This is a genomic window from Limnohabitans sp. Rim28, assembly GCF_000293865.2.
Lineage (GTDB): Bacteria > Pseudomonadota > Gammaproteobacteria > Burkholderiales > Burkholderiaceae_C > Limnohabitans_A.
In genome coordinates this window covers 489,278-510,634 of record NZ_ALKN02000001.1, presented here as the reverse complement: position 1 = coordinate 510,634, position 21,357 = coordinate 489,278, and the positions used below count along the sequence as shown (strand labels likewise).

Genomic DNA, 21,357 nt, shown 5'->3' with positions numbered 1-21,357 from the left:
CATGAAAACTCGCTACAACATGCCTTCACGCCGTCAGCTTCTGGCCACAGCCGCCTTGTCATGGCTCGCGCTGACCCCGGCGTTGTCCTGGGCACAAGGGGCTTGGCCCAACAAGCCCGTGCGCATTGTGGTGCCCTACGCGCCCGGTGGGGCCAATGACATTCTGGCCCGCGTGGTGGCCGAAAAATTGGCGCCCTCTTTGGGCCAGCCCGTGCTGGTTGAAAACAGACCCGGTGCTGGTGCCGCCATCGGGACCGAGTTTGTGGTCAAGGCCCCAGCCGATGGCTATACCCTGCTGATGGCGGCGAGCGGCCCGATTGTGTTCAATCCAGCCTTGGTGGCTAAGCTGAGCTACAACCCCATCACCGATTTGGTGCCCATTTCCATGGCGGGTTCGTTCCCCATGATCCTGGCCGTCAATGAGGCCTCGCCCGCCAAGACCTTCAACGAGTTGGTGGCCCTGTCCAAAGCCAACGCCGACAAAACCAACTACTCCTACCCCTCGGCGTCCTTTCAATTGGTCATGGAATTGGTCAAAGCCAAATCGGGCCTGAGAGCCCTCAACGTGCCCTACCAAGGCAGTGCCCCTTCCATCAACGCGGTGCTGACCCAAGAAGTGCAGATGACCTTGATCGACTCTGGCCCGATTGCGGCTCTGGTCAAGTCGGGCAAGCTGCGTGCCTTGGCGGTGACGTCTGAGCAGCGCCTGGCCAGCTACCCGCAGGTGCCCACACTCAAGGAGCAGGGCATCGATTTGGCGGTGAATTTCTGGAGTGGCTTGTTGGCCCCAGCAGGAACACCTGCTCCGGTGGTCAAGCGTTTGCAAGACGAGATGATGCGCATCATGGCCCTGCCTGATGTGGTTGAAAGAATGGCGAAACTCGACATCCGACCCGTTGGCAGCACGGGCGCTGAATTGGCCAAAACCATCGCCACCGAAATTCCTTTGTGGACCCAAGTGGCCAAAGACAACAACATCAAAGCGCAATGACCACTGCTGCACGCATTGCGATTGCCGGAGCGGGTGTTGCAGGCCTGACGACCGCCTTGGCCTTGTTGCAACAAGGCTTCAAGGTGGACGTTTTTGAGCAAGCTTCGCAGTTGGGCGAGTTGGGCGCTGGTTTACAAATTTCACCCAACGGCTCTCGGGTGTTGCAGGCGCTCGGCCTGGAGGCGGCTCTGAAGACCTGTGTCAGCCAAGCGCAGGGCAAAGAAATCCGGATGTGGAACACCGGACAACGTTGGAAGCTTTTTGATTTGGGCGAAGACTGTCTCGCCCGCTTTGGTGCGCCGTATTGGATGGTGCACCGGGGCGACCTGCACCGGGTGCTGGTGGAGGCCTTCAATGCCCGCTCGGACCGGCCAGTACGTTTGAACGCCAGGGTGGTGAATGCCCGCAGCACAGAGGCTGGGGTCACTTTTGAATTGAACGACGGCTCGCAACACCGTGCCGATGGTTTGCTGGCGGCCGATGGGGTGCATTCGGTGTTGCGGGAGCAGTTGCTGGGCGAGGACAAGGCACAGTTCACCGGCTTGCTGGCTTGGCGCGGCTTGGTCCCGGTGGAACGGCTGTCAGCGCATTTGCAAGCGCCGGTCGGCACCAATTGGGTGGGGCCGGGGGCACACGTCATCACCTATCCGGTGCGCGGCGGGCAGCTGATGAACGTGGTGGGCATCATTGAGCGCGAAGGCTGGCGCAGCGAGTCCTGGACCGAGCGCGGTACCCACGCCGAGCTGCTGCAAGACTTTGGCCACTGGCATGCCGATGTGTGCGAGTTGATGTCGGCCATCGAGCAACCTTTCAAATGGGCCTTGTTGGGCCGCGCCCCGCAAACCGGCTGGGCACAAGGCCGGGTCTGTTTGCTGGGGGATGCCGCGCACCCCACTTTGCCGTTTTTGGCGCAAGGGGCCAACATGGCTATCGAAGACGCTGCGGTCATGGCCCGCTGCCTGGCCTTAGACGCCTCGCCTGCCCAAGCTTTTGTGCGCTTTGAAAAATTGCGCTGGCAACGCACAGCCGACATCGTCAACCGTTCCCGGGACAACGCCCAGCGGTTTCACAACCCGCAACTGTCAGACCCTGACAAAGCGGTGGATTACGTCAGCAGCGAATGGGAACCCGAAAAAGTCCGTCGCCGCTATGACTGGATGTTTGAATACGACCCCTTGAAAGTCCCGCTATGAGTCTGAATGCCCCTGTGTTGGTGGTGGGCGCAGGCCCCGTGGGGATGACCATGGCCCTGTGTTTGGCGCGTCGCGGCATAGCTTGCACCTTGGTCGAGATGCGACCGGCCGATGCGCTGCCTGACGTCAAATGCAACCACATCTCGGCCCGCAGCATGGAGCTGTTTCGCGCTTTGGGCGTGTCGGCCGATTTGCGCGCGGGTGGCTTGCCGGATGATTACCCGCACGCCGTGTCTTACCGCACCAGCACGCTGGGTCAAGAAATTGCTCGCATCCACATTCCAGGGCGCAGCACCCGCCTGACGGACCACAGCGGCCCGGACGGCCATTGGCCAACGCCCGAGCCACCGCACCGCATCAACCAGCGCTACATTGAACCGATCTTGGCAGCGCATGTGGCCCAGCAGGGTTTGATCACCACTTTGTACCGGCACCAAGTGCTGGACTTTGAGCAAACTGATGATGGTGTGAATGTGCGGATTCAAAACCTGGAGACGCCTGACGCGCCGCCGCTGTCCGTGCAAGCGGCCTACCTGGTGGGTTGCGACGGAGGTCGCTCGGCAGTGCGCAAAGCCATTGGGGCCAAACTGGTGGGCGACGAGGTGGTGCAGCGCGTGCAAAGCACCTGCATTCGAGCGCCTGATTTGATGGCGCGCTTGCAAGCGCCAGCGGCTTGGGCCATGTTCACTGTCAACCCCCGGCGCAGCGGCAACATCTACGCCATTGATGGCAAAGAGGTCTGGTTGATTCACAACTACTTGCGTGACCATGAGCTCGACTTTGACGCGGTGGACCGCGATTGGGCGATCCGCACCATCTTGGGGGTGGGCGATGATTTTGAGTACGAACACATGAGCCGCGAAGACTGGATTGGCCGTCGATTGGTCAGCGACAAGTTGCGAGCAGGCCGGGTGTTTCTGGCCGGTGACGCCGCCCACCTGTGGGTGCCCTACGCCGGGTACGGCATGAATGCGGGCTTGGCCGATGCGGCCAATCTGGCTTGGCACCTGTCGGCGCAAATCGAAGGCTGGGCTGCCCCCGAGGCCTTGGACGCTTACGAACGAGAGCGCCACCCGATCACCGAACAAGTCTCACGCTTTGCCATGGACCATGCGCACGCCATGGGCCAGCGCCGCCGTGAAATTCCGCTGAATCTTGAAGACGACACGCCTGAAGGGCAGGCTGCGCGCGAGGCCTTTGGCCAAAATTTGTACGACTTGAACGTCCAGCAATATTGCTGTGCCGGCCTGAACTTTGGTTATTACTACGACCAGTCGCCTGTCATGGTGTACGACGGTGAAAAAGCGCCCGACTACAGCATGGGCAGCTTTACGGCATCGACAGTGCCGGGCTGCCGTGCGCCGCACTTTTGGCTGGGTGAGGGGCAGTCGGTCTATGACGCGTTGGGCCCGGCTTACACCCTGCTGTGTTTGCGCTCAGACCAAGGAGATGCGGTGGAGGCTTTGCAGGCAGCCGCAGAGCAATCGGGGATGCCGCTGCGTGTGCTGGATGTGTCCGGCGTGAAGGACTTGCCGACCGAATACCAACACCCATTGCTCATGGTGCGGGCGGATGCCCATACGGTGTGGCGTGGGCAGTGTTTGAATGAGGAAACGGCCACCGCCTTGGTGGCCCGTTTGTGTGGCCGCGCAGACCTCACTCCAGCTTGATGTTGGCTTTTTTGATCAAGTCGCCAAAACGCTCGAATTCCTGACGGTTCATTTGCGCAAACTGCTCGGGCGTGAGGTTGCTGGGTTCGCCGCCCAGGCCTTTGAGCTTGGTCTGAATGTCGGGCATCCGCACAATTTTGGCCAATTCACTTTGCAGCCGGGCAATCACGTCGGGGGGCGTGCCCGTGGTCACGAACATGCCGTACCACGTGCTCATTTCAAAACCGCGCACACCGGCTTCGGCCAAGGTCGGCACTTGGGGTAACTCGCTGCTGCGGGTGGCTGTGGTCAGGGCCAGGGGTTTGAATTTGCCCGCCTTGATCTGGCCCATGGCCGATGAAGTGGTGTCAAACATGATCTGCACGTTGCCGCCGATGATGTCCAGATGCGCTTGGCTGCTGCCCCGGTAGGGCACATGGATGCTCTTGACACCGGCGGCCAGGTTGAAGCCCTCGCCAGCAATGTGCTGGGTGCTGCCCACGCCAGAAGACGCGTACTTGAATTCGTTGGGCTTGGCTTTCATCAAGGCCACCAATTCGGCCACGTTGTTGGCCGGCACGGTGGTCCCCACCACGAGCACGTTGGGCACGGTCACGATCAGGCCCACGGGCGTCAGGTCTTTGATCGGGTCGTAACTGAGCTTGATCAGGTGTGGCGCAATGGCTTGTCCGGTGTTGGTAGCCACCAGCAGCGTGTGGCCGTCGGCGGGTGCTTTGGCGGTCAGGTCGGCGGCAATCGTGTTGGAGGCGCCAGGTTTGTTGTCGACCACGAACGAGCCTTTGAAGGCCTCGCCCATTTTTTCGGCCAACATGCGCGCAATGATGTCGGTGCCGCCGCCTGCGTTGGCTCCCACCATGATGCGAACAGGTTTGTTGGGGTAGTTTTGCGCCAAGCCCAGCAAGGGCGTGGCCAGCAGGGCAGCGAGCAAAATTTTCTTCAGCTTCATGTCAAGGTCTCCTCTGTGGTGGTTGCGTCGTTATGCGGTGGCGATTTGGCGGTGGGCCGTGGCCATGCGTGCGGCCAGTTCAAAGGCATTGGCCATGGCCTGCGGGTTGGCCGCGCCTTGGCCTGCAATGTCATACGCTGTGCCGTGGGCCGGCGTGGTGATGGGGCAGGGCAGGCCGCCGTGCACCGTCACGCCTTGCTCAAACCCCATGAGCTTCATGGCGATCTGGCCTTGGTCGTGGTACATGGTCACCACACCGTCATAGCCTCCAGGCACGCGAACAGCCCGCACAAACGCGGTATCGGCCGGGAAAGGGCCGTCGGCTGCAAAACCCATGTCGGCCGCCTGCTGCACGCCCGGGGCGATGATGCGAGCCTCCTCGTCGCCATAGTTGCCGTTGTCGCCGTTGTGCGGGTTCAAGCCGCAAACGGCGATGCGGGGACGGGTCACGCCGGAGGCTTGCAGAGCCTGCGAAATCATGCGGATCGCATCGGCCACTTTGTCGGGGGTGAGCAGGGACGAGACTTCTTTCAGGGGCACATGCGATGTCACACGCGCCGTCCACAGGTTTTTCAGCACATTGAGTTCGCCGCACACGCCGCGGTAGTGCATGTGTTCGGCAAACCAACGCAGTTCGTCCTCTTGCGTCATGCCGCCTTGGCGCAAGGCCGATTTGTTCAAGGGGGCAAAACAAAAGGCATCGGCTTGGCCTGCCATGACCAGATCTACCCCGGCCGCCAAGGCCTCGACCATGTAGCGGCCGTTGAGGGCGGTGGCCTGACCGCACTCAAAAGTGGGGGCTCGGTAGCCAGACCAGTCGTGCCAGCGCACATCTTGGGGTACGCTGATCGTGTCCTTTTGACCGATCAAGATGACCCGTGCTTGTTGTCTCCAAGTGGCGTTTTGCAGCATTTTCTCGACCAACTCAGGGCCGATGCCTGCCGGATCGCCGGTGAAAAGAGCCAAGGTGGGCAGAGACATGTTGGGCGCCTTTGATGAATGGACGTTGATGGGGTAAGGGGTTCGTAATCCGTAATTACGGATAATGCTAGGCAGGTGTACAGGGCCGGTCAAGCTCTGGTTTTCCCCCATACTTGGACACTATGCTTTCACAAGATTCCTCCAATTTGATTGAGCGCGTGCCGCTTCATGAAGAAGTCACCAACCGTTTGCGCGACATGATCGTGTCTTTGCGCCTGCGCCCGGGTGAGCGCATCCAAGAGCTGGAAGTGGCCCAGTTGTTGGGTGTTTCCAGAACCCCAGTGCGCGAAGCCATCAAGGTGCTGACGGCCGAGGGGCTGGTCGAACTCTTGCCATTGCGCGGGGCCATCGTGAAGGCTTTTTCGGCCAAAGACGCCCGTGACATGCTGGATGTGATCGCGCTGGTGGAGTCTTATGCCGGGGAGCGAGCCTGTCAGGCCAGTCAAGAGAAAATCGATGAAATTCTGGCCTTGCACCAGCAAATGCAGGTGTTTTTTGAAGCCCAACAAAGGCCCGAGTATTTCGCTTTGAACCAGCGCATTCACGATGCGCTGATTGCCTTGGCCGACAACGAGACCTTGAGCATGACCCATGCGACTTTGAGCAAACGCATGCGCAGCCTGCGCTACAGCGGCAACGCAACGCCCGAAAACTGGCGTGCCGCCATGGCCGAGCACGCGCAAATGATGGTGGCTTTGGCCGCCCGCGATGGCCAAGCCCTGTCCCGCATCATGGGTGAGCACATCCGCAACACCTGGCCGCGCATCAAAGACGTGGTGAACTGAAGCGACAAGTCCGCTGTCCGCTGCCTGTTAATCTGAAGACATGAGCACATCGACCGCTGCCGCTGAACATCTGATCGACTCGGCCTATGCCGCACGCCGCCTGTTGGTCACCTTGGCGCTGATGACGCTGGGTGGCTCCAGCATGTACGTGGTGGCCGTGGTGTTGCCAGCGGTTCAAGCCGAGTTTGGCGTCAGCCGCGCCGATGCGTCTTTGCCCTACACCTTGATGATGATCGGCTTTGGTGTGGGCGGCCTGTTCATGGGCCGTTGGGCCGACCGCGCGGGGGTGCATGTGCCCTTGATGTTGGGTGGTTTTGGCACGGGCTTGGGGTTCATTGCCGCCAGTTTGTCGGGCAATATTTGGTGGTTTGCGTTGGCGCATGGGGTGCTGATGGGCTTGCTGGGCAGTTCCACCACCTTTGCGCCTTTGTTGGCCGACACCTCGCTGTGGTGGAACAAGCGCCGGGGCATTGCCGTGGCGGTGTGCGCCAGTGGCAACTATGTGGCGGGTGCGATTTGGCCGCCTTTGGCACAGTACGGCATTGAAACCATGGGCTGGCGCAGCACCTATGTGGCGCTGGGTTTGTTTTGCGGCATTGGCATGGTGCTGCTCAGCTTGCTCATGCGCCAAAGGCCACCGCTCGTGCAAAGCCCGGCGGTGGGCAGCGTGCAGGCCCAGCAGGCCTCGCAGTCGCAACGCCCTTTTGGTTTGAGCCTGAACAAAGCGCAGTTCTTGTTGTGCGTGGCCGGCGTGGCTTGCTGTGTGGCCATGGCCATGCCGCAGGTGCACATCGTGGCGTATTGCACCGACTTGGGTTTTGGCGCGGCACGCGGTGCCGAAATGCTCTCGCTCATGTTGGCCTGCGGCATTGCCAGCCGTTTGATTTCGGGGGCCATTTGTGACCGCATTGGCGGCCTGCGCACGCTGGTGCTGGGCTCGGTCTTGCAAGGCGTGGCTTTGCTTTTGTTCTTGCCCTTCGATGGCTTGGTGTCACTCTACGTGATTTCGGCCATGTTCGGCCTGTTTCAGGGCGGCATCGTGCCCGCTTACGCGATCATCGTGCGCGAGTACTTTCCGGCCAAGGAGGCCGGTTCGCGGGTGGGTGCGGTCATCATGGCCACGCTGCTGGGCATGGCCTTGGGTGGCTGGATGTCGGGCAAGGTGTTTGACCTCACCGGTTCCTACCATGCGGCATTCATGAACGGGGTGCTGTGGAACGCACTCAACCTGAGCATTGCCTTGTGGTTGTTGTGGCGCGTCAAACGGGCGGCGACTCAGCCGGTTTGAACCCTCAACCTGGCGTGGCCTGGGCTCCGCCTTCGGGCGTCCAGCTGACCGATGGTTCCAGCGGGTAAATCGGGCGGCGCAGCTTTTTGAACTGCAGTTCGCTGTAGTCTGAGGTGCAAGCGCCAGCCCCAGCGCATTCCACCGTGGCGCGGGCCAAGTGGCCCAAGCCTGCACGCCAGTGCACACGGCTCTTGAGCAGCACAAACTGTTTTTGTGTCGGGTCGATGCCCAGGCACAGCAGGGCGTTCACATCAAAAGGCTCGACATGCCGTGAGATCAGCACCACCTCGACATCGCCCGTGTCGATGACCACCGTTCGTCCCATGTTTTGCCGGGCCCCCTGACTCATCGGGCCTTTGTTGCGGTATTGGCCGTTCGAGATCAGCTTGACCACGCCGCTCAACTCAATCGGTGCGCTGCGGTGCGGCATCAGCGGCATGGCCATCTTGCCGCCCACTTGCAATCGCACCTGCGCGCCAATGCCCGCTGCAATGGCTTCTTGCACCGCCTGCGGGTCAAAAATCGCAAACACCGCCACGTTGCGCAAACCTTGGCGCAGCACTTCGGCCAGCACGGCGGTGGTGTCCATGGTGCCGCCCGAAGCGGCGTTGTCGTAATGGTCCAGCAACATGACTGGAAACTCGGTCAGGGTTTTGGCGCGAGACACCGAGGCGGCCAGTGGCTCCAACCCGTAAACCCATTGCGCCCGGCTGTTCCAAGCCATCTGCATCAGTTCGTCGCGCAGGCGCTGCGCCAGCGCGGGGTCGTTGTCGGTGACCACCACGACCGACATGCCCGCGTTTTGGATGTCGGCATGCGGGAACCCTGTGAACACGCTCGCGCACAAAGCGCCTTCTTTTTCCATCTGTTGGGCGCGTGCTTGAAGGGCGCGGTTGGGCTCGTCCAGCGAGCTTTGTCGCATGATGTGCGGAATCATCGGCAAGCGGCCCCAGGCTGTGGTGGGCTTGGCCTGGCCCTGTAGCAGCTTGAGCAAGGCTGAGCCCGCCCGCACGCCGGTGCCATGCATGTCCACATGCGGATAGGTTTGGTAACCCGCCACGGTTTGCGCCAGCTCCACCATGTCGGCGTAGACGTTGGCGTGCATGTCATAGGCCACGCCGATGGGCGTTTGGGGGTCGATGGCGCGGATGCGGCGCAGCAACTCGCCTTCACCGTCTTCGTGGCTTTGGCTGACCATGGCGCCGTGCAAGTCCAACAAGATGCCGTCAAATCCACCTCGCGCCACGGCTTGCAAAATCGCTGCACTCATGGACTCGTAGGCTTCGTCGTGCACCAGTCCACTGGGCGCGGCGTGTGCGGCCAGGGCCACTTCATATTCGGCACCCGCCTTCTCTGCCAGGTCGATGAAAGCGCCTGTGGCCGTGCCTGTTCCGCGAAATGCGGCAATGGCTGCATCGCCTCGCGGCGGAACTTCACCGGGGCCGAGCGCAAAGCGCTGCAAGTCGGTGGGCACCGGCGAGAAGGTGTTGGTCTCGTGCATCATCATCGCGATCAGCAAACGCATAGGGCCTCCAGTCGATAGAGCCACCATGATGGCCTCGGTGCACGGCTGTGCACAGTCACCGACGTGCCAGTGGAGGCCTTGTTGCACGGCGAATCTGCTTGACAGGCCATGCTGCCGGTTTGAGACTGGTGGCCCCCTCCGGAGGTTTTGGCATGTTCCCTTGCATCCACACTTTGCACGCCACATCGGCCCATGAGCGAGGCCAAATTTATGGCCAAGCAGCGAAAGAACAGATCCAGCACAGCGTGGTCACCTATGCCCGTTTGTTTGCAGCTTGCGGCATCGACTGGGCCAATGCTTGCGACCGTGCCATGCGTTTTGAAGGCGTGATCGCGCAGGTCGACGCTGACTTGATGGCCGAGCTGAACGGTGTGGCCCATGGCAGTGGCCAGCGTTTGGGCAGCTTGATGGCGCTGAATTGCCGGACAGAAATTTTGCCCGCGACCTTTTTCAGCGACGAACCCCAGTTGGCCCATGCCGCCATGGCCGCCAACCGCGCCGCAGGCCTGCCCGACTGGCTGGCCGACGCGCCCTGGGATCTGGCTTTGAAAGACGGTGAATGCACCGCCATGGGTGTGACGGCAGCTGCCAGTCGCACAGGCCAAGCCTGGCTGGCGCAAAACTGGGACTGGATGGGCCGCCAGCGGCAAGCGCTGGTGGTGCTGCACACCCAAGGCCCGAGCGGCCAAAGCATCACCACCCTGACCGAAGCGGGCATGCTGGCCAAGATCGGTATCAACCAATCTGGCTTTGCGCTGGGTTTGAACATCTTGCGGTCCAAACGCGACGGCAGCCGCTTGGGTGTGCCGGTGCATGTGCTGCTGCGCCATTTGCTCGATTGCCGCTCGGTGGCGCATGCGCGTGAGCGTCTGCAGGCCCTGCAAACCGATCTGGGGCTGGGCTTTGGCGCGGCGTCGAACGTGCCGTGCGCTGATGCCCAGGGACAGACTGCTTGCTTTGAAGTCTCGCCCGCAGGCTGGGCCGAAGTCACGCCCACCCGCGGCGTGGTGGTGCACACCAACCACTTCGTGTGCGAATCGCTGTTGGCCGAACAAGCGACCATAGGACCAGTTTTGTCGAGCCACCAGCGCCTAGAGACCGCCAGCCAGCACGCGCTGAAAACGCCGATCGGTCAGGCCGAGCTGGAGCGCTTTTTGCGGGACGAATCCGATGGCTTTTTGTCCATCTGCCGCAGCCCCGACCCCAGCGTGCCGCCCGAAAGCCGCGTCGAAAGCGTGGCCGGTATCGTCATGCACACCCAGCCGCCCGCCATGTGGCTGGCCTGCGACGTGCCCAGCCGCGTGGCGTTTGAACCGGTGCCGCTGGCTGCTTCGGCCAACCCCATCAAGGAGAGACAGGATCAGGCCATCGTTGCTTGAGCAAGTCCAGCACATCCTGCCAGGCTTGCGGGCCCGTCACAGGGTTGCGACCGGCATGAACGCCCAGACCCGGATGTTGGCCATTGGGCACGCGCGGCAAATGCTGGACTTGCCCTACCGGGTTGTCAAAACCATGGTGGCTGTCCGGGTACAGCTTGAAGCTCATGCCCGCTTGCTCGGCTAAAGCCACACAGGGGGCCGCAGGGGTCCAGTCGTCTGCCGCTCCCAGCAGCATGTGCACCGGCCAACTCGGCTGATCAGCCTGACGCAGTGCATCTGTGCAGCCCGGGTAAAAGGCGATGGCGATATTTGGCGTCACACCGGGTTGAGGACTTTTTTGCCGGCTGTCCGAACTGGCCAACACGGTGCTGCCGCCATGGGACCAGCCCAATAAGGCCACGCGTTGCTGATCCGTCCAGGCTTGTTGGGCAAGCCAAGCCAATGTGGCGTGAACGTCGCTGCGCCGATGGCTTTGCCTGACTTGGCGTGACGCCATGGGTTGTTCGCACAAACTGGTCTCTTGTCGGGGTGTGAGGCTGTCGGGCCACACCACGCTGTAGCCTTGTGCCAGTAACAAATCGGTCATGCCTTGATGGCGTGCACTGAGCTGGCCTTTGCGCGCGCCAACGGTGGCATAAATGCCGCCGCACCCGTGCAAAGCGATCACCACTGGGCGTGGTGTGTCATGGGTCTTTTGTGGCGGGTGAAAAACCCAAGTCTTCAGTGCTATACCGTTGACACCCGGCACAAGCTCAGACACGGGTTGAGCATGTGCCGATGGCCCCAGTCCCAAACTCAAGAGCAGCCAAAGATGGCAGCGGCGCAAATACGCAAGTGGGCGCACAGCAGAGACCGTATTCAGGGTTGAGCCAGGTGCCGCACCGCGTCTGAAACGCGCATGCCCAGCTGCAGGCCATGCGCCAGAGCCAGCGCGTTCAAGCCGTTGACCACACCGTTGTCCAGCCCGTCTTGCGCTTCGCCAATTCGCGCCGAGGTGTGGGCGTACAACATCGCCAATACGCCCACCGTCTGCAGCTCGCGCAGCGCCACGCGACCGGCATCGTCTTTGCCGCCCCCCGCATCGTTGAAGGCCACGGCGAAAGGCTTGTGGGTTTGTGCGGTCACAAAATGCGAGGCTGACAAGCCCCCGTGTGAGCCCGACACGATCACTGCGCCTGCATGGCTGGCGTTGACCAGCGCAATCGAATCCAGCAAAAACAGTGCGCGCTGCATCACCGCGTTTCCTTGGCCACATCCTGCTCGAAGCTGGCTTCCTTCAAGGGGGCTTTTTCGGCCATCCAGCCGCTGTAGACGGTTTGGAAGTCGGCCACGATTTGCGCCAGCGGCATGTCGTCGAAGGTGCCGCGCTGGTTCACGTACTCCATATGACGGTTGCCCGATTTGTCGAACGGGTGGTAGATCGAATCGTTTCGACCATCAAATTCCAGCGGCAGCAGGCCGAATTTGTCGCACAGTTCGATGTTGAAGGCGGGCGTGGCCTTGACCCATTGGCCGTCGAGCCAGATGTCGGCGTAGCCGTGCCAGATGAACACATCGGTCTGCATGGTCTGGCGCAAGCGCTCGGTGCTCAGGTGGTTGCGCACATCGGCGTAACCCAGACGGGCATGCAGACCTGCGGCGCGGCAAGCCGCCGCCATCAAGGCCGCCTTGGGCACGCACCAGCCCGAGCCCTGCGCAATCACCGAGCTGGCGCGCATGCCTTCGGTGGACAGCTCGATGCGGTAGGGGTCGTAACGGAATTGGTCGCGCACCGCCAGGTACAGCGACACAGCGCGTTCGCGGTCGGTGGCGCCTTGCGCGTGCTGGCGCGCCAGGGCGATCACGTCGGGGTGATCGCTGTCGATCAAGGCCGTGGCGGCCAGCGTGGCAGGGGAGGGCAGGTCGGGCATGCTGTTCACTGTAGCGCGCGCGGCAGCACATGGCTGTCACGCTGGCTATAGTGCCTTGCAGGGCAACACAAGGAGACACGGGCATGGCCTCGGTTTTGAATTTCGGTGCGGTGCGGGTGCACCTGGGCGAGAAGTCCGGCAAATACCCCGACGGGAACCAGTTGATCGTGCAGGGGGCTGACATGCGCGTGGCCTTTGACACGCCCGAGGTGGCCAACCGCATCGGCCCCGAGTTGGACACGGTGGACTTGGTCATCCTGGGCCATGTGCATGAAGACCACATGGCGGGGCTGCACCGCCTGCCGCACGCCCCTGTGCAGGTGCATGAGGCCGATTTGGCCGCCGCCCAATCGTGGGACGGCCTGTGCCAGCACTACGGTTACCCCACCGACGTGCTGGAGGCCATGCACGCCATCGTGCAAAAGGATTTCCATTACCAGCCCCGGCCCGATGCCACCGGCTACAGCGATGGCGCGCTGTGGGACCTGGGCGGCGGCGTGCGGGTACGGGCGCACCACTTGCCGGGCCACACGGCGGGGCACTGCGCCCTGGTGGTTGAAAGCGAAGGGCTGGCCTTCATTGGCGACATCGACCTGAGCGGCTTTGGCCCGTACTACGGCGACGCCACCTCCAACCTGAGCGACTTTCGGCGCACCCTGAAAAAAGTCGCCGAGTTGGACGTCCGCATCTGGGCCACCTCGCACCACAAAGCGGTGATCACCGATCGGGCGCAGTTTTTGACCGATTTGGCGCGCTTTGCCGGCAAGATCGACGAGCGCAGCGCGCAACTGCTGGCTTATTTGCAGACCCCGCACAGCCTGGACGAGCTGGTGGACCGCCGCCTGCTGTACCCGCAAGGCTATGACGTGCCCTTTGTGCCTTGCGCCGAGCGCTACACCATTGGCATGCACCTGGCCGAGCTGCAGTCACAAGGGCAAATCCAGGCGCTGGACGATGGCCGCTTTTGGGCGGTTTGATTTTTAACAGGAGACCGCACATGACCCCCGAACAACTCTTGCAGCACCACGACCAAGCCCGTTTGTGGGGCCAGCCCCCTGGCGTGGTGGGTGGCCCCGACACGGCCGCCGCCTACCAAAAAGCCTTGGCCGTGCGCCAGTTGCGCCAGCAGCGCGGCGAAGTGCCCAAGGGCTACAAGATTGGCTTCACCAACCGCACGCTGTGGCAACGCTATGAGGTGTTTGGCCCCATGTGGGGCACGGTGTGGAACACAGGCCTCAGCTTTGCCGAGCCCGCTGCATCGGAGGCTGCCGAAGGCCGCATCGACTTGACCCGGACCTGCCAGCCCCGACTGGAGCCCGAAATCGTCTTCGGCATGAAGGCCACACCCCCAGCCAACGCCAGCATGCAGCAGCTGTTTGAAGCCATCGACTGGATCGCGCCGGGTTTTGAAGTCGTGCAGTCGCACTGCCTGGACTGGAAATTCACCGCCACCGACACCATGGCCGACAGCGGCTTGCACGCCCGCCTGTTGGTGGGCCAACGCCTGCCCATCCAGCAACTGGCGGCCGATGCGCAGGCCCTGCACACCCTGCTGGCACAGGCCCAAGTGACGCTGTTCAAAAACGGCCAGGCGGTGGAGCAGGGCGCCGGCACCAACGTGCTCGACAGCCCGCTCAACGCCTTGCACCACTTTTTGAAAGAACTGCGCCAATGCCCCGGCGCGGTCGATCTGCAAGCGGGCGACGTGATCACCACCGGCACCTGGACGGACGCCTGGCCGCTGCAAGCGGGCGAGCGCTGGCGCGCCGAGTTTTCTGCACCCTTGGGCAGTCTGAGCGCCCACATGTGCTGATTTCGGGCACATGGCAGGCCGAAAAAAAGCCCCGGGCTGCAAAACCCGGGGCTTGAATCAACAAAATTGTCAGGCAACTGCAGGAAGCATGACAAGCTCAGTATACTGTAAATATAAACAGTATTTTGAGTTGAAAATGCCGAAACCACAGACCCACCCTGGCCATGCACGCCCCTGACACCCCCCAAGCCCTGCCCCCCGGAAACTGGTGGCTGCAGGCCTTGCCCGCCAGCATTGCGGCAGGCTTTCCCTCGCCCGCCGAAGACCACCAGGTCGAGCGCATCGACCTGATGCAGCAGCTGGTCAAGCACCCGCAGGCCACGTTTTACATCCGCGTGCGCGGGGAAAGCATGCGCGACGCGGGCATCCTGGACGGTTCGGTGGTGTTGGTGGACCGCGCCATCACCCCGGCCGATGGGCAAATTGTGTTGGCGGTGATCGACGGCGACTTCACCTGCAAAATCCTGCGTTTGCAAGGGGAGGGCATCCGATTGCAAGCGGCCCACCCCGATTACCCGGATATCGTGCCCAAAGACGGCCAAAGCGTGGACGTCTGGGGCGTGGTGGTCGCGACCATTCACCAGCACCAAACCTGACTCGCCTCCAACACCTTTGACATGGCCACCATCTCCCCACGCCACCGCCGCGACGACTTTGAGGCCGAGCGCGTCTACGAATACCCCCAGCACCTGCGCGAAGCCATTGAAGACGCGCCCACCGGGGCGGGTGTTTACATCTTCCACGGCCAAGAAGGTGACTTGCCGCTTTACATCGGCAAAAGCATCAACATCCGTGCCCGATTGTTGTCGCACCTGCGCACGCCCGACGAGGCCCGCATGCTGCGCCAAACCCAACGCATCAGCCACATCCGCACGGCGGGCGAGATTGGCGCGCTGCTGCTGGAAGCCCAAATGATCAAGGCGCAGCACCCCTTGTTCAACCAAAAACTGCGCCGCAACCAACAATTGTGCAGCTTGCAACTGACGGGCGAAGTGCCGCAAGTCGTGTATGCCCGCGACATCGACTTTGCCAGCCAGCCCGAGCTGTATGGCCTGTACGCCAGCCGCCATGCGGCGCTGAATGCGCTGCGGGCCGTGGCCGACCAACACAAACTTTGCTACGGGCCGCTGGGCCTGGAAAAAGGGCCCCCTGGCAAAGCCTGCTTCAGGGCTGCCATCCGCCAGTGCGCGGGTGTGTGCCGGGGTGACGAAACGCCTGAGGTGCACCGCGAGCGCTTGTTCAGCAGCCTGCTGGCGCTGCGCGTGGAATGCTGGCCTTACCCGGGCGCGGTGGGATTGGTCGAGCGCGATGCCGAACTCACGCAAATCCACGTCGTGAAGCACTGGTGCTATTTGGGCAGCGCCCCCACCCCCGAGGCCGCCCGCCAACTGAGCCAGTCGGCCAGCCAAGTGGCTGCCCACTTTGACGCCGACGGCTACAAAATTTTGTGCCGCCCGGTGCTCACGCAAAGTGTGGACATTGTGTTGTTGTGAGCCCTCACCCAACGCACCCCAAGCCCATCATCATGAAAATCCACCTGCAAACGCCTGAGGACATACGCCCGCAAATCTGGAAGGAGCTGGGCCGGGCAAGTCTGGATCGGCACCACGAATGGCGCACGCCGGTGCTGGCTTCTACCGACGCAGGCGGCTTGCCCGATGCCCGCACCGTGGTGCTGCGGCAGGTGGACGCAGTGGCCGGGCAACTGACTTTTTACACCGACAGCCGCAGCCCCAAAGTGGCGCAGCTGCAGGCTCAAGGTGCAGCGATGCTGGTGTTTTGGAGTGCGCGTTTGAGTTGGCAATTGCGGGTGCGTGTGGCCTGCACGGCCATCACCTCTGGCCCAGAGGTCGAGGCGCTTTGGCAAGGGGTCAAGCAGTCGGCGGCTGCGGGTGATTATGTGTCGCCACGGCCGCCGGGTGCTGTGTTGGCGCAAGACAGTACGACCGCCAGCGCAGAAACGACCGATGCCCCTAGGCCCGCGCACAGTTTTGCCTTGCTGCGTGCGCAAGTGCTTCAGATGGACTGGTTGGAGTTGTCGCGCGCCGGGCACCGCCGGGCGCAGCTGAGTGCCAACACCTGGGAGTGGCTCACGCCCTGAATGCTTTCAGCGCCTGCTTTTGAGCCGCTGACTCTTGCGGCTTTTTTCAAAAAATGCGTCCGGTTTGGTTTGCACCCACTGGATAAAGCGGGCCATCTCTTCGGGCTGCTTCAAGGCTTCGACCGTGGCGTAGGTGCGGGCCAATTCGGTCTCGGTGAACAGCGCATGGATCTGGCGGTGGCAAATGCGGTGCAGCACCACGGTGTGCGCACCGCCGTGCGACTTGGGCACCAGGTGGTGCGCATCTTGTTGGCTGGGCGGAATGGCGCGGTTGCACAGTGGGCACAGCACGTCGTCAGCGCGCGGTGCGGGCAGGGCTTCAAGCTGGGCTTGAATCAGTTTTTTGCGGATGCGCCCTGTCACGGCTGCAAGACTGTGTTGACCATCGCCCAAGGCTACAACAGACCACCCTCGGCGCAGGCCGCACCGGGCGATTGAGCCCAGCGCCTTTCAGGACATCAGGGCAGCAGATCGATCAAGATTTCGTTGCGCCGGTTCCACGGCAAGGTGAACGGATCGTCGTAGCGGGCCACTTGGGCCGTGGGGTTGAGCTTGAGATTTTTGGTTTTGGCCCAAGCCTTCAGCCGCTCGGTTTGCTCTGCAACGCTGGCCTGCGTCGTGAAACCGTTAAAACGCACCGACGCCACCTCATGCTCGACCACGGTGCGCAGCTGAACCTGGGGGTTCAGGGGCTTGGGCAGGGTCTGCAGGCTCTCGGCAGACGGCATCACAAAGTGCACCCGCCAGCCTTCGGAATCGGGGGCGACGGTGACGGGCGCCGTCATCGAGATCTTGCGCTGAGCGCCCACCTCGGCCTGGACGTTGTCACCAAAAATATAAGACGCAATGCGCCGAAAGCCGTTGCGACTTGCGGCGTCAAAGTCGCCACTGATTTGGGTTTGCGCCACGGTGAAGGCCGCGTAGCGGCGCACCTCAAAAGGGGGCTCAGAGACCAGCACGGTGTAACGCGGTTCTTCAACGGCCATGGCGGCTCCACAAAAAAGAAACAAAACAGAAAAAAACCAAGGCATAAAAGCTCGCTTGCAAAAGGGGTCTGGTCAGACATTAAAGCAAATGGGTGGCAGGCCAGCGGTCCGCTGGCGCACGCTTGCGCGATCTGGGGGGCACATCGCGAGCACCACCCCCTTGGCCCCTGGCTTCTTTGACCTCCGTATACTGTGCATTTGTACAGTATTTGGCCATGCCCCTCCCCATGCTCGCCCTCATCGACGGCAACAACTTTTACGTGTCTTGCGAACGCGTCTTCCAGCCCTGGCTGCAAGGCCGGCCGGTGGTCGTGCTGTCCAACAACGACGGCTGCGCCATCGCCCGCAGTGACGAAGCCAAAGCCCTGGGCATCAAGATGGGCGCGCCGTACTTTCAGCTGCGCGAGCTCGAGCGCGACGCCGGACTGATCGCCCTGTCGGCCAACTTTGCACTGTACGGCGACATGAGCGACCGCATGATGAGCCTGGCCGCAGGCCTGGGCCACACGCAAGAGGTCTATTCCATCGATGAAAGCTTTGTGGACCTGAGCGGCATCCCCGGCGACTTGGTGCGCCGCGCCCGCACCATCCGCAGGCGCATTCACCAATGGATCGGCATTCCGACCTGCATCGGCATCGGCCCCACCAAGACGCTTGCAAAACTGGCCAATGCCATCGCCAAAAGCGCCGAGCGCAAGCCCGGCAGCTACCCGGCTCACCACGCGCAGATCTGCCACCTGGGGGCGTGCAACGCGCAAGAACTCCAAGCCCTGCTCCAAGCCACCGAAGTGGGCGAGGTGTGGGGCGTGGGCCCCCGCATCGGCGCACAACTGCGCGCCCAAGGCATCCACACCGCGCTCGACCTGCAACGCATGGACCCGGCCGCCGCCAAAGCCGGCTGGTCGGTCGTGCTCGAAAAAACCGTGCGCGAACTGGGTGGCACGCCTTGCATCGAATTTGAAGACGAGCCCCCAGCCAAGCAACAGATTGCCTGCACCCGCAGCTTTGGCCGCTCGGTGACCGAGCTGGCCGATTTGCAGCAGGCCGTGACCGAATTCGCCTGCCGCGCTGCTGAAAAACTGCGCAAGCAAAAGGGCCATGCGGCGCAGGTGATGGTCTACATCCGCACCAGCCCGTTCAAAAAGCAAGACGCGCAGTACAGCCGCAGCGCTTGCCTGCCGCTGCCCGTGCCCACCAGCGACAGCGCGCACATCACGCAGGCGGCAGTGGCTTTGCTGGGCAGCATTTACCAGCCGGGGTTTTTGTATGCCAAGGCGGGCGTGATGCTGATGGGTTTGCAACCGGCCACGCGCCAACAGATGACGCTCGATTTGTCGCGCCACGCAGGTGATGCCCAGCCTGCCAACCGCACACGCTTGATGCAGGCCATCGACCTGATCAACCAGCGCCACGGCCGGGGCAGCCTGAAGCTGGGCAGCGCGGGCACAGGGCAGGCGGCGCAAATTTGGCACATGAAGCAAGACTTCAAAACCCCGGCCTACACGACCGACTGGCGGGGCTTGTTGACGGTGCAAAACGACGCAGTGCGAGCGGTCGATCAGTGGCCCTCAGCCCCCGGCGGGTATTGAAAAGCCGATGGACCCCACTGGTAGACTCAGGGCTCAAAAAAATTCTGCTTCCTTTGTTTTGCCTCTGACTCCCAAGACCGCTGCACATCCGCCAGCCCACAGCGCTGATGCGCCCATCGACGTGGTGTACCTGTGGGTGGATGGCAATGACGCCATTTGGCGGGCCAAGCGCGAAGCGGCTTTGGCGCAATTGCCCCAAGACACGGGTGCGGCCATGGCGCGTTACAGCAACGTGGAAGGGCGTTATCGTGACAACCACGAGCTGCGCTACAGCTTGCGCGCCCTGGAGAAGTTTTTCCCCCAGCACGGCCATGTTTACATCGTCACCGATGCCCAAGCGCCTGATTGGCTGCGCCCCTCGGACCGTTTGACACTGGTGGACCACCGTGAGCTGATGCCCGAGGCCTCACTGCCCACCTTCGATTCGGGCCACATCGAGTCGTGGATTCACCACATCCCGGGTTTGTCGGAGCGCTACTTTTATTTCAATGACGATGTGTTTTTGGGCGCGCCCCTGAACCCCAACGATTGGTTCACCGCCGATGGGTTTTATGTGACCTGGTCAGACGAGCCCGAGGTCACGGACGAGGCCATGCGCACGGACGCCACCTCGCTTGAAAACGCTTGCCGTTTGTCGATCGAATGGCTCACGGCGCAGGCCCGGTTGGCTTTGGCCGGACAGGTCGCCGATCCCCTCAACCGCACGCAAGACCCGCTGTACCAAAGCACCTTCCGCACCTTTGCCCATTCGCCCAGGCCGATGCGCCGGTCCATCTTGCGTGAGCTGGAAGACGTTGCGCCTGAATTGTTTGCGGGTGTGCGCTCCACGGTGTTTCGCAGTTGGGACAAACCCACCATCGTCTCGGACTTTGTGCTGCGCTGGGCGCTGGCCCATGGCTTGGCCCGGCTGCGCACTTACCGGCATGGCCATGTGTCCACAGGCGATGCCGACCAAGAAGCCCAGTTGCAGGCCTTGGCGGCTGAATTTGGTGCCTTGGATTTCTTTTGCATCAACGACACCACCGACGATGCGCAACACGACGACCCGCGTTTGCGCCATGTGCAATCGGTGTTGCAAGCCATGTTGCCAAAGGCCTCGGCCTTTGAACAAGCAGCCCAGCATGACGGTGCCATGAGCACCGGAGTGGCAGAAGCGGCTGCCGCCGAAATTCAACAAGGTGCGCAAGCGCCTGCGGCGCACCAAAGTCCGGTGTCAGGCGCTCGCCGAAGGGCTTGAGCGGAAGGACGCGGCCAGCGCCACGGCCTCTTTCACATCGATGCAAATGCCATCCGCGCCCAGGCTGCGGGCATCGTGCTGTTGCACCGTGAAGATGGGGCCACCCAGCAAGACACCCGGTTCGGGGTTGCCAGAAGACGCCTTGAGCGCACGGATCAGGCCGGGCAGGGTTTTGAGCTGCGCCTCGGTGGCGCAAGAAATGCCGATCACATCAAACCACTCGTTGTTGACCGCGTGCACCAGTTCTTTTTCGCTCAGCGAGATCTCGATGACCACGTCCCAGCCCGCTTTGCGGAAAAAATCGGACACGATGGTCATGCCCAGAAAATGCTGTGAGCCCGGAGCCGAGGCCAGCATGATGCGCTGCACATCGCCACCCAGTTGCGGGCCGTTTTGGTATTCAAAACCCAAGCGGTGCGTGATCTCGTGCATGCGCACCAAGCCGCAGGTGACCTCGGTGAAATCGCACAGGTCTTGCTCCCACATCCAACCCAGTTGACGGGCGGCGGGGGCAATCAGTTCCAGAAAAATCCGGTCGGTGGTCACGCCCTGGTGCAGCAGTTCGTCGATGAATTGGGTGGTCTCGCTGGCGGAGCTCGATTTGCTCAATGCGACAAAGGTGGCCAGTTGTTTGGGCGATATGCCCGGGCCTGTGGAGGGTGCGTTGGCATCGGGCAGGGCGACCCGGTGCGCCTGCACCAGGCGCGGGATGATTTGCGTCTCGATGACTTCGGTCAAAGAACGTTTGCATTCGTCTTGACCATGGGATGAGTCTGCGTTGTGCTGTTGCATGGCGCGAGGAGTCAAACTTTGTCCAAGGGACGACATGAGGGTCAGCAAGGCGCTTGCATGTGCCTTCAACGGGTTGAAAGAAAGGCCCGGTAGATTGAGGTACATCAAGGTGTCCAAAAGTAAGTTTTGACCTTAACGGTTTCAATCCCCCTGTGCAAGTCAAAATGACCT

22 protein-coding genes are annotated in these 21,357 nt (G+C 62.0%); 13 read left to right on the top strand and 9 right to left on the bottom strand.

Annotated elements, in window-relative coordinates; genetic code table 11:
* Position 1: 1 nt before the first annotated feature.
* Genes B472_RS02430 through B472_RS02420 form a run of 3 tightly spaced genes read left to right on the top strand, consistent with a single transcriptional unit; the run spans position 2 to position 3,854 of the window.
* Positions 2-991, top strand: coding sequence for a tripartite tricarboxylate transporter substrate binding protein (locus B472_RS02430; RefSeq protein WP_019428246.1), 990 nt, complete (start codon positions 2-4; stop codon positions 989-991).
* Positions 988-2,184 carry an FAD-dependent monooxygenase gene (locus tag B472_RS02425; protein WP_019428245.1) on the top strand — a complete coding sequence of 399 codons (1,197 nt, stop codon included), beginning with the start codon at positions 988-990 and terminating at the stop codon, positions 2,182-2,184. The genes B472_RS02430 and B472_RS02425 overlap by 4 nt, the downstream gene beginning before the upstream one ends.
* Positions 2,181-3,854 (top strand): FAD-dependent oxidoreductase, encoded by a 1,674-nt coding sequence (locus B472_RS02420; protein ID WP_019428244.1) that lies wholly within the window; start codon positions 2,181-2,183, stop codon positions 3,852-3,854. Before B472_RS02425 ends, B472_RS02420 begins: the two co-directional genes overlap by 4 nt.
* Here the strand turns inward: B472_RS02420 and B472_RS02415 are convergent.
* The gene (locus B472_RS02415; RefSeq protein WP_019428243.1) at positions 3,841-4,800 is read right to left on the bottom strand and encodes a tripartite tricarboxylate transporter substrate binding protein; all 960 of its coding nucleotides are present in this window, start codon (positions 4,798-4,800) and stop codon (positions 3,841-3,843) included. The two genes, B472_RS02420 and B472_RS02415, sit on opposite strands and share 14 nt — an antisense overlap.
* 30 nt (positions 4,801-4,830) lie before the next feature.
* Complete coding sequence (locus tag B472_RS02410) at positions 4,831-5,781, bottom strand: 4-hydroxythreonine-4-phosphate dehydrogenase PdxA (RefSeq protein ID WP_019428242.1); 951 nt, start codon at positions 5,779-5,781, stop codon at positions 4,831-4,833.
* A 122-nt stretch (positions 5,782-5,903) separates the two neighbouring features.
* Between B472_RS02410 and B472_RS02405 the strand changes: the two genes are divergently transcribed.
* Together B472_RS02405 and B472_RS02400 are read left to right on the top strand one after the other, a co-directional pair.
* On the top strand, positions 5,904-6,566 hold the full coding sequence (locus tag B472_RS02405; protein ID WP_019428241.1) for a GntR family transcriptional regulator: 663 nt from the start codon (positions 5,904-5,906) through the stop codon (positions 6,564-6,566).
* 40 nt (positions 6,567-6,606) lie between these two features.
* The gene (locus B472_RS02400; protein ID WP_019428240.1) at positions 6,607-7,854 is read left to right on the top strand and encodes an MFS transporter; all 1,248 of its coding nucleotides are present in this window, start codon (positions 6,607-6,609) and stop codon (positions 7,852-7,854) included.
* 4 nt (positions 7,855-7,858) lie between these two features.
* Here the strand turns inward: B472_RS02400 and B472_RS02395 are convergent, their stop codons facing one another.
* Positions 7,859-9,379, bottom strand: coding sequence for a M81 family metallopeptidase (locus B472_RS02395; protein WP_019428239.1), 1,521 nt, complete (start codon positions 9,377-9,379; stop codon positions 7,859-7,861).
* A 152-nt stretch (positions 9,380-9,531) separates the two neighbouring features.
* Here B472_RS02395 and B472_RS02390 point away from each other — a divergent pair, with 152 nt between their 5' ends.
* Positions 9,532-10,758 carry a C45 family peptidase gene (locus tag B472_RS02390; protein WP_050995477.1) on the top strand — a complete coding sequence of 409 codons (1,227 nt, stop codon included), beginning with the start codon at positions 9,532-9,534 and terminating at the stop codon, positions 10,756-10,758.
* Here B472_RS02390 and B472_RS17065 read toward each other — a convergent pair.
* The 3 genes from B472_RS17065 to B472_RS02380 all read right to left on the bottom strand — a co-directional run bounded on the left by B472_RS17065 (position 10,724) and on the right by B472_RS02380 (position 12,668).
* Positions 10,724-11,518 (bottom strand): dienelactone hydrolase family protein, encoded by a 795-nt coding sequence (locus B472_RS17065; protein ID WP_157951952.1) that lies wholly within the window; start codon positions 11,516-11,518, stop codon positions 10,724-10,726. The genes B472_RS02390 and B472_RS17065 overlap by 35 nt on opposite strands.
* A gap of 98 nt (positions 11,519-11,616) precedes the next feature.
* Positions 11,617-11,991 (bottom strand): hypothetical protein, encoded by a 375-nt coding sequence (locus B472_RS17060; protein WP_019428236.1) that lies wholly within the window; start codon positions 11,989-11,991, stop codon positions 11,617-11,619.
* Positions 11,991-12,668: a transglutaminase family protein gene (locus B472_RS02380; RefSeq protein WP_019428235.1), complete on the bottom strand. Its 678-nt coding sequence runs from the start codon at positions 12,666-12,668 to the stop codon at positions 11,991-11,993. Before B472_RS02380 ends, B472_RS17060 begins: the two co-directional genes overlap by 1 nt.
* 83 nt (positions 12,669-12,751) lie before the next feature.
* Here B472_RS02380 and B472_RS02375 point away from each other — a divergent pair, with 83 nt between their 5' ends.
* The 5 genes from B472_RS02375 (at position 12,752) to B472_RS02355 (ending at position 16,582) form a co-directional block, all read left to right on the top strand.
* Entirely contained in the window at positions 12,752-13,645 is an 894-nt protein-coding gene (locus B472_RS02375) for an MBL fold metallo-hydrolase (protein ID WP_019428234.1), read from the top strand.
* 20 nt (positions 13,646-13,665) lie between these two features.
* Positions 13,666-14,481 (top strand): 2-keto-4-pentenoate hydratase, encoded by an 816-nt coding sequence (locus tag B472_RS02370; protein WP_019428233.1) that lies wholly within the window; start codon positions 13,666-13,668, stop codon positions 14,479-14,481.
* A gap of 164 nt (positions 14,482-14,645) precedes the next feature.
* On the top strand, positions 14,646-15,077 hold the full coding sequence (locus B472_RS02365; protein ID WP_019428232.1) for a LexA family transcriptional regulator: 432 nt from the start codon (positions 14,646-14,648) through the stop codon (positions 15,075-15,077).
* A 21-nt stretch (positions 15,078-15,098) separates the two neighbouring features.
* Positions 15,099-15,974 carry an excinuclease Cho gene (gene cho, locus B472_RS02360; protein ID WP_019428231.1) on the top strand — a complete coding sequence of 292 codons (876 nt, stop codon included), beginning with the start codon at positions 15,099-15,101 and terminating at the stop codon, positions 15,972-15,974.
* Between the two features lie 32 nt (positions 15,975-16,006).
* Positions 16,007-16,582, top strand: a complete 576-nt coding sequence (locus tag B472_RS02355; RefSeq protein ID WP_019428230.1) for a pyridoxamine 5'-phosphate oxidase family protein — start codon at positions 16,007-16,009, stop codon at positions 16,580-16,582.
* 6 nt (positions 16,583-16,588) lie between these two features.
* Here B472_RS02355 and B472_RS02350 read toward each other — a convergent pair whose 3' ends face one another.
* Both B472_RS02350 and B472_RS02345 read right to left on the bottom strand, forming a co-directional pair.
* The gene (locus tag B472_RS02350) at positions 16,589-16,945 is read right to left on the bottom strand and encodes an HNH endonuclease signature motif containing protein (RefSeq protein WP_238147359.1); all 357 of its coding nucleotides are present in this window, start codon (positions 16,943-16,945) and stop codon (positions 16,589-16,591) included.
* Positions 16,946-17,040: 95 nt separating this feature from the next.
* Positions 17,041-17,568 carry a heme-binding protein gene (locus B472_RS02345; RefSeq protein ID WP_040506096.1) on the bottom strand — a complete coding sequence of 176 codons (528 nt, stop codon included), beginning with the start codon at positions 17,566-17,568 and terminating at the stop codon, positions 17,041-17,043.
* 227 nt (positions 17,569-17,795) lie between these two features.
* On the opposite strand from B472_RS02345, the gene B472_RS02340 reads away from it, so the two are divergent.
* Positions 17,796-19,157, top strand: coding sequence for a Y-family DNA polymerase (locus B472_RS02340; RefSeq protein ID WP_019428227.1), 1,362 nt, complete (start codon positions 17,796-17,798; stop codon positions 19,155-19,157).
* Between the two features lie 58 nt (positions 19,158-19,215).
* Positions 19,216-20,394 (top strand): stealth family protein, encoded by a 1,179-nt coding sequence (locus B472_RS02335; protein ID WP_019428226.1) that lies wholly within the window; start codon positions 19,216-19,218, stop codon positions 20,392-20,394.
* Here the strand turns inward: B472_RS02335 and B472_RS02330 are convergent.
* Positions 20,371-21,186, bottom strand: a complete 816-nt coding sequence (locus B472_RS02330) for a B12-binding domain-containing protein (RefSeq protein ID WP_019428225.1) — start codon at positions 21,184-21,186, stop codon at positions 20,371-20,373. The genes B472_RS02335 and B472_RS02330 overlap by 24 nt on opposite strands.
* Between the last annotated feature and the right edge of the window lie 171 nt (positions 21,187-21,357).